Genomic DNA, 11,739 nt, shown 5'->3' with positions numbered 1-11,739 from the left:
AAAAAGCTGTATTTTTGAATATCTAACCCAACTTGATTAAAATGAAAACCATTCTCTTGAGCATTATTCTAAGTTTATTTTTTGTAGCCAATATTCAAGCACAACAAAATACTTCTAAAAACAAGTCCAACAAAGGTACTACTATTAACACGCAACCAAAATTAATAGTGGGTATTGTTGTAGATCAGATGCGATATGATTACCTGACCCGTTTTTATGATAAGTATGGTGATGGTGGCTTTAAACGAATGATGAATGAGGGCTTCAATTGTAAAAATAATCACTTTAATTATGTGCCAACTTATACAGGTCCTGGACATGCTTCAGTGTATACAGGTACAACGCCAAAATACCATGGCATTATAGGGAATAATTGGTATGATAAAGATATTTTAAAATCAGTGTATTGTGCTGGGGATGATTCGGTAGAACCCATTGGTACTGCTCACGTTGCAGGTAAAATGTCGCCACGACGCATGAAAACCACCACATTTGGAGATGAAAATAGACTTTTTACCCAAATGCGAGGAAAATCAATAGGCATTGCACTTAAAGATAGAGGCGCTATTCTTCCGGCTGGTCATACCGCAAACGCAGCCTATTGGTTTCATGGGGCAGATGAGGGACGTTGGATTACGAGCAACTATTACATGAATGAATTACCACAATGGGTCCAAACATTTAATGCTTCCAACAAGGCAGAATCCTATATGAAAGTATGGAATACTTTATATGATATAACAACCTATACAGAGAGTGGGCCTGATGAAAATACTTTTGAGGGTGGTTTTAACGGAAAGGATGGCGCCACGTTTCCGTACGATTTAAAAGCATTAAAAGAAAAGAATGGGTATCTCGATATAATTAAGGCTACGCCTTATGGTAATAGTATCACTACTGATTTTGCCTTAGCGGCCATAGATGGCGAAGCATTAGGGAAGGATGAATTTACAGACGTATTGGCTGTTAGTTTTTCAAGTCCAGATTATGTAGGTCATAATTTTGGGGTTAATAGCAAAGAAATTCAAGACACCTATCTCCGTCTTGATAAAGATTTGGAACGCTTATTTAAAGGTTTGGATGCTAAGGTAGGGAAAGGTAATTACACTGTTTTTCTTACCGCAGACCATGCCGCAGTGGAGGTGCCCGCATATTTACAAAGCCTTAATATTCCAGCAGGTTATTTTGATGGGAGAGTGTTTAAAGAACGTTTATATGCGTTTTTAAAAACGGCATACAAAGATGAGGATCTAATTGAGAACATTAGCAACAATCAAATCTTCCTAAATAGATTAAAACTATCAGAAATGGGGTTGGAGCTTGAAGATGTTCAGCAAGCTATTGTAAATGAAATTATTGCCTATCCACATATTGATAAGGCATATACAGGCCAGTCTATGTCCCAAACTTCGTTTGTAACAGGCATAGAACAATTGATACAGAACGGCTATAACCAAAAGCGTTCGGGAGATGTCATTTATATCCTAGATCCTGCGGTCATTTCATACAGTATGACAGGGTCTACTCACGGGTCGTCATTTAATTATGATACACATGTACCGTTACTGTTTTTTGGTCATGGTATAGCACAGGGCGAGACTTACAAAAAAACTAATATTACGGATATTGCGCCTACTATGTCGGCTATTTTAGGTATAAGTTTTCCTAATGCCGCAACGGGCCAACCTTTAGATTTTGTATTGGATTAGATTTGAACAAGAAGAAACTTTACGTAATTCTTGCTATACTCTTGGTTTTAGGGGTATACGGCTATGAGCATTATTTAAAAGTGCAGGAGTCTTCTATAATTGTCAAGGAGGGAGAACGCATTAAATCCAAAAGCCGAGTTTATTATCTGCCTACAAGTACAAGCGGTCAAATTGTACATCACCAAGGATATTCTTTGTCTTATAGTGAACCACATGAACAAGCAGAATGGGTCGCTTATGAACTTAAGAAATCCCACCTTTCTAGCTCTAAGTTTGATCGTCCCTATTTTGAAATTGACCGTGCGGTAAAGACGGGTGCAGCAAGTTGGCGCAATTATAAAAATTCTGGTTATGATCGGGGGCATTTGGTTCCTGCGGGAGATAAAAATTACAGTAGGAAGGCACATGATGAAACGTTCTTGACGAGTAACATTTCTCCACAAGTTCACGATTTTAATTCTGGCATTTGGAATGACCTGGAGCAACAGGTACGTGGATGGGCTAAGAGGTATGACGGTGTTTTTGTCGTTACTGGTGGGGTCTTAAAAGGCGACATGGAGACGATAGGAAATGAAAGGGTAGCAGTGCCTAATCAATTTTACAAGGTGCTATATGATGAGAAGCATGAAAAAATGATTGCGTTTCTAATGCCACATCGCGATTCTAATGAGCCGTTATACAAATTTGTGGTTTCTGTAGATTCCGTAGAGGTATTAACTGGTATTGATTTCTTTCCGGCATTGGAGGATTCACTTGAAGATCGATTAGAAGCTTCGGCCGACTATAAAGGTTGGAAATTTAATTAGCCTATTGGTAGATTTTTAAAAATTGCCGATCTGCTTTATCCTGATAAAGTTCGAGTAATTTCTGCTTGCCGTTAACTCCAAGTTGTTTGCGTAAAGACTCACTTTCGATGAGTTGTTTTACGGCGGACTTAAATTCGGTTTTGGTGTCATAAAGTAAACCACATTCCGAATCTTCAATGAGCTGCTGTTGTGCTTTGCACTTTGTAGCCAATATTGGGATTTCCCCATACATGTATTGAAACAATTTGTTAGCAACACCGGAATCGTGCTGTGCATTCACCTGAAAAGGTGCTAAACCAATGGTGATTTTCTTTAAATACGCAGGCAGATAATTCACATCTGACCAAGGTGTATAAGTAATATAATCCTTTAAAATGGGATGATTAATAAAACTCTGAAATTGCGCTTTATCCGCTTTATCAGTTGGGCCAATAATAAGGGTGTGGAATTTGGTACCTTCTTCCATTAATTCAATTATCCAAGGCAAAATATCTAAAACACCTCTTCGCTTAGCCACAACTCCAAAATAGAATAAAGTGGGAAGATCTGATTCAAAATCTACGGAATAATCCGTTTTTTCGAAATCTTGATAACTTTCAAAATCTGGCATATTAGGATGGACGAAGATGTTCTCAGATTTTAAGAATGGAAATCGTTTAATTAAATCATCTTTAAAAGAATCGCTCAAAACGATGAGGTTGTCTGCATACCCTAAATATTCGCCTTCCTTTTGATACCATTTTTTAGGTTGTACCACATATTTTCTCCATCCTTTTATTGCCCATTCATAAGAATTGATTGCGGCAGGATAGTTTTCATGTAAATCTAAAGTTAACGGAATTGCGCGTGTGGATTGTTGTATGCTTTTATTAGCAGCTTTGGATAGATATAAATCGTGCACGTGTAAGGCGTCCAGATTATTTTCTTTGATAAATTGCGCAATATGTTTTTGCCATAACAACTCGTAAAAGTTGAAATTAGTATTCAAAAGCACCAATAAGTCTCGGACTTTTTTAGGAATTCGAATTCTTTTGACGTTTAAATTAGGGTAAGTTTTATAGGTTTTTTTAAAATCGAAACACAGTACTGAAATGCTATGCCCCTCCTGTTGTAGCATACGAATTTCCTTTTGAACACGATGGTCATGGTCAAATTCATTATCTACAACAACACCAATTTTCATTTTAGTACTGATAAACTATGGCGTTGATATGCATACCACCACCAACACTCGCAAACATTATAATGTCACCCTTATTCAAGTTCTGGTTCTCTAATTTGTTATTTCTAACCAAATCAAAAAGGGTAGGAATAGTGGCTACAGAACTGTTACCTAATTCCTGAATACTCATAGGCATGATGCCTTCAGGGATTTCAGCGTTATAAAGTTTATAGAAGCGTTTTAATATGGCTTCGTCCATCTTTTCATTAGCTTGATGGATGAATATTTTTTTAAGATCAGTAACGTCTAAATCAGCTTTATCTAAACAAGATTTCATGGCCAAAGGCACATGTTTAAGTGCAAATTCGTAGATTTTTCGCCCATCCATTTTGATGTATCGTGTATCTTCGCACAAGTCTTTATTATAAGAATTTCCAAAGAATAGGTAATAGGCTTCATCATAGGTATAGCTGCCCGTTTCATGGGTTAGGATGCCACCTTCATCATCTGTAGCTTCAATAACTGTTGCACCGGCACCATCACTATAAATCATGGAATCACGATCATGCTTATCAACTACACGAGATAGGGTTTCAGAACCAATTACCAAACATTTTTTAGCTATACCTGCTTTTATAAAGGCATTGGCTTGTATGACACCTTCAATCCAACCGGGACACCCAAAAAGAATATCATAAGCTACACATTTTGGGTTTTTAATACGCAAGCTGTGTTTAACTCTAGAGGCCAAACAAGGTAATACATCCGTTTGAATTGTATTGTGCTTGACATCTCCAAAATTATGAGCCATGATTATATAATCTAACTCTTCAGGATCAATATTGGCATTAGCAATGGCTTTTTCTGCCGCAAAAAAGGCGAGGTCTGATGACGTTAAATGATCAAAAGCATAACGACGCTCGTTAATTCCTGTAATGGCTTTGAATTTTTCAATTATCACAGGATTAGGTTGTGTTAAACTTGAACCGTCAACATTTAAAAATTGATGGTTCTTAAAGTTTTCATTTTTCTCGATACTTTCAGGAATGTAGCTACCGGTGCCTGTAATCTTTATTGCCATTTGTTTTTAAATTTGTTCAATATACTAATGTACTTAATAATCGTTTTAGAGACCGCTAATTGTGATGTTTTTTGGTGTTTTTTGCCAAATTATAAAAAAATCCGGCTTATCAAATATAAATCAACAACAAAGCGCTCGTTTTAAATATCTAAAAGAGCGCTTGATGTTGGGTTATGTTAAATATTACGCTTCCATATAATCCTCAATAGGTGCACATGTACAAATTAAGTTTCTGTCACCATAAGCATCATCAACACGTCTTACGGTTGGCCAGAACTTGTTTTCTGCAATATAATCTAGTGGATAGGCTGCCGTTTCTCTAGAATACGGAAAATCCCATTGATCTGCGGTAAGCATCGCTAAAGTATGTGGTGCGTTTTTAAGTACGTTCTGAACATCATCTTTTGAGGCCATATCAATTTCTCTTTTAATAGAAATCAATGCGTCACAAAAACGGTCCATTTCCTCTTTGCTTTCACTTTCAGTTGGTTCAATCATCAGCGTACCTGCCACCGGGAAAGAAACAGTTGGTGCATGGAATCCGTAATCCATCAAACGTTTTGCAATATCAGTAACTTCAATACCGTTTTCTTTAAATGGACGACAATCAACAATCATCTCATGAGCTGCGCGACCACGTTCTCCTGAATATAACGTGTCAAAATGACCTTGCAGACGTTGTTTGATGTAGTTCGCATTCAAAATAGCAGTGGTTGTCGCTTTTGTCAAGCCTTCAGCACCTAACATTTTGATGTAGCCATAAGAAATTAAACACACTAATGACGATCCAAAGGGTGCTGCAGAAATAGCAGTAATGGCTTGGGCACCTCCCGTTTTAATTAATGGGTTGCCTGGTAAAAATGGTACTAATTGCTCAGCCACACAGATTGGGCCAACACCTGGTCCGCCACCACCGTGAGGAATGGCAAACGTTTTATGTAAATTAAGATGGCATACATCTGCTCCAATATTACCTGGATTAGTCAAGCCAACTTGTGCATTCATGTTAGCGCCGTCCATATACACTTGGCCACCGTTGTCATGAATAATTTGGGTAATTTCTTTAATTGCAGATTCATAAACCCCGTGGGTTGATGGGTAAGTAACCATCAAACAAGATAGATTGTCTTTATGCTTTATTGCTTTTTCACGCAAATCATCAACGTCAATATTGCCTTCTTCAGTAGATTTGGTAACCACCACTTTCATTCCGGCCATTACTGCACTCGCAGGGTTTGTACCGTGGGCTGAAGATGGAATTAAACAAATATTACGATGACCTTCGTCGCGCGATTCGTGATACGCTTTTATCACCATTAAACCTGCAAACTCACCTTGAGCGCCAGAATTTGGTTGCAGGGATGTGCCTGCAAAACCTGTAATTTCTGTCAGTTGATCTTCAAGCTGTTTCAATACAATTTGATAGCCTTCAGCTTGTTCAATGGGGCAGAATGGGTGAATGCTTCCCCAGTTTGGCCAGCTTAACGGTAACATTTCTGCGGCAGCATTAAGTTTCATCGTGCAAGAACCCAAAGCAATCATGGAGTGATTCAAAGACAGATCTTTACGCTCCAACATTTTGATGTAACGCATCAATTCAGTTTCAGAATGGTGCTTGTTGAACACGTCTAAAGTCAAGAATTCTGTTTGACGTTGTAAATCTTCAATAATGTTATTGGCATCCTCAATAGCTGTAAGAGTGATGGTCTCTTTCTCCCGATTTTCAGCAAAAATGGCAATGATTTCATTAGCATCTTGTAAAGATGTAGTTTGATTGATTGAGATTGTTACCGTATCTGCATTTGGATAGAAGAAGTTCACTTCATTTCGCTCAGCAATTTTTTTAATGTTTTCAGCATTAGCCTCAATTTTGATGGTATCAAAAAAGGAAGAATTCTTTTGTTTATATCCTAATTGTGTTAAGGCTTTTGCCACGCTTGATGCTGTATTGTGTACTTTGTCTGCAATAAATGTCAAGCCTTTTGGTCCATGATAAACCGCATACATACTAGCCATAACCGCTAAAAGCACCTGTGCAGTACAAATGTTAGAAGTTGCCTTGTCACGTTTAATGTGTTGTTCACGTGTTTGCAACGCCATACGTAACGCTCTGTTGCCGTTCATGTCTTTGGTAACACCAATAATACGTCCTGGCAAATCGCGTTTGTACGCTTCTTTTGTTGCAAAGTATGCTGCGTGCGGCCCACCGTAACCCATAGGGACCCCAAAACGTTGTGTCGTTCCAACAACTACATCAGCACCAAATTTTCCTGGAGCTTCTAATTTTATGAGACTCAGAATGTCTGCCGCAACGGCTACTTTTATTTGATTGGCGTTTGCTTTCTCTATAAATGATTTGATGTCACTTACCAACCCATCTTTACCTGGGTACTGTAAAATGGCCCCGAAAAATTCTGATGAAAAACTAAAATCATCTTCACTGCCTACAACTAAATCAATGCCAATAGGTGTTGCTCTGGTCATTAATAATGATAATGTTTGAGGCAGAATAGCGTCAGAAACAAAAAATTTGTTGACGTTGTTTTTCTTTTGGTCACGATCACGCACAGCAAACAATAAGCTCATAGCTTCTGCGGCAGCGGTGCTTTCATCCAATAAAGACGCATTTGCAATTTCCATTCCGGTCAAATCAGTAACCATAGTTTGGAAATTTAATAATGCTTCCAATCTTCCTTGCGCAATTTCAGCTTGATACGGTGTATATGCTGTATACCATCCTGGGTTTTCTAATACATTACGCTGAATTACAGCTGGAACTATAGTAGGGTGGTACCCTAACCCGATATATGATTTGAAAATCTTGTTCTTTTTTGAAAGTTCAAGAACGTGGTTCAAATACTCATATTCGGTCATTGGTTCATCAAGGTTCAATCCATTTTTCAATCGGATATCATCTGGAATTGTTTCAAAAATAAGTTGATCTAAACTGTCAACTCCAATGGTTTTGAGCATCTGATTTTGGTCGTTGTCATTAGGACCAATATGTCGAAGAGCAAAAGCGTTTGTATTCATTACAATATAGTTGTGTTTTGAAGCGCGAATTTACGGAAATAATGACCATTTTTAGTTAACTAATTCTAAAGTTTTTAACCAATTGGAGCTCTTATTAACACAATGCTTATTTTTGTAAAATGAAGCATTTAAGGCTGTTGCTTAATTTTTATGTCCATAGCAGTATACATGTGGCTTTAGCAGTGTTGGCCATGACTTATGTGACACTACTGGAGCTCGATTTGGCAGTGGATTGGTCTTTGCTTTTCTTCGTAATGTTTTCCACGATTACTGGGTATAATTTTGTGAAATATTTTGGATTGGCAAAATTTCACCACCGAAGCTTGGCAAATTGGTTGAAGATTATTCAAGTATTTTCATTGGTTTGTTTTTTATTAATGATTTGGTTTGCATTGCAACTGGTGCCTCAAGTTCTTGTATGGGTTGGGATATTTGGACTAGTGACATTTCTCTATGCCGTGCCATTTTTACCGCGTCACTTATTTATGGATCAGAAAAGTAATTTAAGAAATATTGGTGGTATTAAGGTGTATGTCATTGCGGTGGTATGGGCGGGCGTTACCGTGTTGCTTCCTGTTTTAAACCAGGATGCTAGGTTTGATTTGAGTGTGTGGATAACCGCGCTTCAGCGATTCATACTGGTAATTCTATTAATGCTACCGTTTGAAATTAGAGATCTACAATATGATAGTTTGAGATTGGCAACAATACCACAAAAAATTGGTGTTAAGAACACTAAAATTATCGGAATTGTGTTGGCTATGGTTTTTCTAATGTTCGAATTTGTAAAACCTAATGTAACGTATAAACTCATTCTGCTAACCATGGTGATAACCATTATAACTGTATTGTTTATAGTGTTTTCTAGTCAGGAAAGAGAGGATTACTACAGTTCTTTTTGGGTAGAAGGGGTGCCAATAATCTGGTTGATTTTACACTTCGTCTTTTAGTTTCTTTTTCAATCGCTCATTGAGCAACTGGCGTTCATGATGACTTAAACAGTCAAGTTTGGATGTTTTTATGGCTTCTGTCAACTTCGTGTTCCGATTAACATAGTGTCGGGTAGCATCACAAAATAGGCAACGAATCATAAGTTTAAACTTTTCCCAAATGGTAGATTCCTTGTATTGTGATTTGTCACAAATATGGAATGCATCTTTTTTTGAAATGAAAAAAAATTTTGACATGTTTAATTATAACCAGTTTTTTTCCATGCATTCTGCCATTGCAGTTCTAGCACGATGAATAATAACCCATAAGTTAGACGGAGTGATATTTAATTCATTACAGATGGCTTCCGTTTCATAATTTAAAATTGTTTTCATTTTAAACACGGCAGCCTGTTTAGCAGTAAGTTTGTCCATACAATCGTAAATTGCATCTCCTAGTTCAGTGTTTTCTAGAGCTTCTTGAGCGTTTAAATAGCCCTCGTCTTCTGCGCGTTCTTCAAGCCAATCGCCTTCGTTATCTTCAGCATTATTATAAGTCATTCTAACTTCAGCCTGGCCCTTATTGGAATTTATTTTCCGGTAATAATCGATTATTTTCCGCTTTAAAATGGAAATAAGCCAAGTACGTTCGCTAGCTTCGCCTTTAAAGTTTTTCATGGACTTTAAGCCGGCAAAAAAGGTGTCTTGAATGATGTCTTTCGCAATCTCTCGGTCATTAACCCGGGTAATTGTATAATTAAAGAGATAGTCTGAATACAGTTCAATCCATTTATTAGGGTTAATTTGATGAGTTGGCATCTGTCTTTATAGCAGTTTGTATCAAAAATAGGTAAATATTTTCTAATATTCTGTCAAAAATATTATCGCATTACAAGGTCCAAACATTTTTTTATTACGCAATAAGAGCCCTCGTCAAAGGTTTTTTTTACTAATTATTTTTCTATAAGTCCGGCTCGTTTTAACAATGCTTCGGGTTGCGGTTCTTTGCCTCTAAATCGTTTGTAAAGCACCATAGGATCTTCAATTCCACCTTGTGAGAGCACATGATCTTTAAACTTCGTCGCCACCTCATGGTCAAATATGCCTTTTTCTTTAAAGAATTCAAATGCATCAGCATCTAGTACTTCAGCCCATTTATAACTGTAATACCCTGAAGAATAACCTCCTTGAAATATGTGCGAAAAAGAAGTGCTCATGCAGTTCTCTTTTACATCTGGAAATAATTTTGTACCCTCAAACGCTTCCAGTTCATGGGTCTTTACATCAGTGATTTTTGTTGGGTCAATGCCGTGCCAGCTCATATCTAGCAAGCCAAAACTTATTTGACGTAAGGTTTGCATGCCTTCATGGAAGGCTGAAGAATCTTTTATTTTTTGTACTAAATCCATCGGGATAAGTTCTCCTGTTTGATAGTGGGTGGCGAATAACTCTAGGGCATCTTTCTCATAACACCAGTTTTCAAATACTTGGCTTGGTAATTCAACAAAGTCCCAAAACACACTGGTTCCTGATAAACTTGGGTAGGTGGTATTGGCCAACATACCGTGCAGAGCATGCCCGAACTCATGAAATAACGTAGTTACTTCATTAAATGTCAAGAGTGATGGTTTTGTCTTTGTTGGTTTTGTGAAATTGCAGACGATTGAAATGTGTGGACGTTCATTTGTATGTTCTTTTACAAATTGAGGTTTGTATACCGTCATCCACGCTCCGTTACGTTTGCCTGCGCGCGGGAAAAAGTCGGCATATAAAACAGAGATTAATTGGCCTTTAGTATTGGTTACTTTATAGGTAAGGACTTCATTATGGTATTTATCAATAGTGTCAATTTCCTCAAATTGGAGCCCAAATAATTTTTGCGCGACTTTGAAAGCGCCATTAATAACATTCTCGAGCTTGAAATAGGGTTTTAGTTGTTCATCATCCAAATCAAAACGCTTTTGCTTTAATTTTTCAGCATAGTATGCAGAATCCCATTTTTGTAAATCGACTGTCCCGTCCAATTCAATTGCAAATTCTTGAAGTTCTTTAAATTCACGTAAAGCAGCAGGTTTCGCTTTTACGGCTAATTCTTCTAAAAATTTTTCAACCTTTGCAGGTGTTTTTGCCATACGTTCTTCTAATACAAAATGCGCATGGGTTTGGTAACCTAATAATTGAGCACGCTCAAATCGTAATTTAGCAATTTGTAACACGTTGTTTTGGTTGTCCAGTGCATCACCTTTAAAGGCTTTTTTGCCAGCAGCAATCGCTAATTTTTTCCTGAGTGCTCTATTGTCTGCATAAGTCATAAACGGTATATAGCTTGGATAGTCTAAAGTAAACATCCAACCTTCTTTGTTCTTGTTTTCTGCCAATTGCTTTGCTGCTTCCAAAACGCCTTCAGGCAATCCTGACAGTTCATCTTCATTGGTGATGAGCATTTCAAAATTGTGGGTTTCCGCCAGTACATTCTCGCCAAATTTCAAGGTAAGTTGGCTCAACTCTTTATCTATGGTGCGCAACTTTTGTTTTTTCTCTTCTGGAAGGTTGGCGCCATTGCGGGAAAAACTCTTGTATTTTTTATCTAAAAGTGTTTGTTGCTCCACCGTTAAATTCAAACTGTCTTTGCGGTCGTACACGGCTTTTACTCTTTTGAATAAAGCTTCATTTAAGGTGATGTCGTTACTAAACTCTGATAATAACGGTGAAACTTCTTGAGCAATTTTTTGAATAGTGTCATTCGTTTCAGCTGAATTGAGATTGAAAAAGATGCTGCTAATACGGTCTAATTGTCGGCCAGAAAATTCTAAGGCCTCAACCGTGTTTTGAAATGAAGCTTCGGCTTTATTAGAAATTATGGTGTCAATTTCAGCCCGCGCATCTTCAATGGCAATTTTAAACGCCGGTAAAAAATCGGTGTCTTTAATTTGAGAAAATGGTGCGGTATTATAGGTGGTGTTAAATGGCGTGTTTAAAATAGTCATAGCTAACGGAATATTATATGAATAATGTCAAA

The 11,739-nt window shown here is 37.5% G+C and carries 9 protein-coding genes; 3 read left to right on the top strand and 6 right to left on the bottom strand.

From position 1 onward, the window contains the following. The first annotated feature begins 41 nt into the window (after positions 1 to 41). Together pafA and BXY82_RS15135 are read left to right on the top strand one after the other, a co-directional pair. The gene (gene pafA / locus BXY82_RS15140; protein ID WP_133759062.1) at positions 42 to 1,709 is read left to right on the top strand and encodes an alkaline phosphatase PafA; all 1,668 of its coding nucleotides are present in this window, start codon (positions 42 to 44) and stop codon (positions 1,707 to 1,709) included. Positions 1,710 to 1,711: 2 nt separating this feature from the next. Beyond that, positions 1,712 to 2,515, top strand: coding sequence for a DNA/RNA non-specific endonuclease (locus BXY82_RS15135; RefSeq protein ID WP_133759061.1), 804 nt, complete (start codon positions 1,712 to 1,714; stop codon positions 2,513 to 2,515). Between the two features lies 1 nt (position 2,516). Here BXY82_RS15135 and BXY82_RS15130 read toward each other — a convergent pair whose 3' ends face one another. From BXY82_RS15130 to gcvP, 3 genes are all read right to left on the bottom strand, one after another. Continuing rightward, the gene (locus tag BXY82_RS15130; protein WP_133759060.1) at positions 2,517 to 3,698 is read right to left on the bottom strand and encodes a glycosyltransferase family 4 protein; all 1,182 of its coding nucleotides are present in this window, start codon (positions 3,696 to 3,698) and stop codon (positions 2,517 to 2,519) included. Between the two features lies 1 nt (position 3,699). After that, on the bottom strand, positions 3,700 to 4,758 hold the full coding sequence (locus BXY82_RS15125; protein ID WP_133759059.1) for a 3-oxoacyl-ACP synthase III family protein: 1,059 nt from the start codon (positions 4,756 to 4,758) through the stop codon (positions 3,700 to 3,702). 183 nt (positions 4,759 to 4,941) lie between these two features. Next, positions 4,942 to 7,791 (bottom strand): aminomethyl-transferring glycine dehydrogenase, encoded by a 2,850-nt coding sequence (gene gcvP, locus BXY82_RS15120; RefSeq protein ID WP_133759058.1) that lies wholly within the window; start codon positions 7,789 to 7,791, stop codon positions 4,942 to 4,944. A gap of 119 nt (positions 7,792 to 7,910) precedes the next feature. On the opposite strand from gcvP, the gene BXY82_RS15115 reads away from it, so the two are divergent. Beyond that, on the top strand, positions 7,911 to 8,741 hold the full coding sequence (locus BXY82_RS15115) for a UbiA prenyltransferase family protein (RefSeq protein WP_133759057.1): 831 nt from the start codon (positions 7,911 to 7,913) through the stop codon (positions 8,739 to 8,741). On the opposite strand, the gene BXY82_RS15110 is transcribed toward BXY82_RS15115, so the two are convergent. From BXY82_RS15110 to BXY82_RS15100, 3 genes are all read right to left on the bottom strand, one after another. After that, complete coding sequence (locus BXY82_RS15110; RefSeq protein ID WP_133759056.1) at positions 8,724 to 8,978, bottom strand: hypothetical protein; 255 nt, start codon at positions 8,976 to 8,978, stop codon at positions 8,724 to 8,726. The genes BXY82_RS15115 and BXY82_RS15110 overlap by 18 nt on opposite strands. A 6-nt stretch (positions 8,979 to 8,984) precedes the next feature. Continuing rightward, on the bottom strand, positions 8,985 to 9,539 hold the full coding sequence (locus tag BXY82_RS15105) for a sigma-70 family RNA polymerase sigma factor (RefSeq protein WP_133759055.1): 555 nt from the start codon (positions 9,537 to 9,539) through the stop codon (positions 8,985 to 8,987). 134 nt (positions 9,540 to 9,673) lie between these two features. Continuing rightward, positions 9,674 to 11,707: a M3 family metallopeptidase gene (locus BXY82_RS15100; RefSeq protein ID WP_133759054.1), complete on the bottom strand. Its 2,034-nt coding sequence runs from the start codon at positions 11,705 to 11,707 to the stop codon at positions 9,674 to 9,676. Positions 11,708 to 11,739 lie beyond the last annotated feature (32 nt).

The sequence above is a fragment of the Gelidibacter sediminis genome, assembly GCF_004364975.1.
GTDB classification, from domain to species: Bacteria; Bacteroidota; Bacteroidia; order Flavobacteriales; family Flavobacteriaceae; genus Gelidibacter; species Gelidibacter sediminis.
Note: the sequence above shows the minus strand (reverse complement) of the source record. Positions and strands in the feature narration are given on the sequence as shown.

Excerpts from the sequence above, each read along its gene's own strand:
- BXY82_RS15130 (WP_133759060.1), bottom strand. The coding sequence starts at position 3,698 with ATGAAAATTGGTGTTGTTGTAGATAATGAATTTGACCATGACCATCGT.
- BXY82_RS15100 (WP_133759054.1), bottom strand. The coding sequence starts at position 11,707 with ATGACTATTTTAAACACGCCATTTAACACCACCTATAATACCGCACCA.
- BXY82_RS15105 (WP_133759055.1), bottom strand. The coding sequence starts at position 9,539 with ATGCCAACTCATCAAATTAACCCTAATAAATGGATTGAACTGTATTCA.
- gcvP (WP_133759058.1), bottom strand. The coding sequence starts at position 7,791 with ATGAATACAAACGCTTTTGCTCTTCGACATATTGGTCCTAATGACAAC.
- pafA (WP_133759062.1), top strand. The coding sequence starts at position 42 with ATGAAAACCATTCTCTTGAGCATTATTCTAAGTTTATTTTTTGTAGCC.
- BXY82_RS15125 (WP_133759059.1), bottom strand. The coding sequence starts at position 4,758 with ATGGCAATAAAGATTACAGGCACCGGTAGCTACATTCCTGAAAGTATC.
- BXY82_RS15115 (WP_133759057.1), top strand. The coding sequence starts at position 7,911 with ATGAAGCATTTAAGGCTGTTGCTTAATTTTTATGTCCATAGCAGTATA.
- BXY82_RS15110 (WP_133759056.1), bottom strand. The coding sequence starts at position 8,978 with ATGTCAAAATTTTTTTTCATTTCAAAAAAAGATGCATTCCATATTTGT.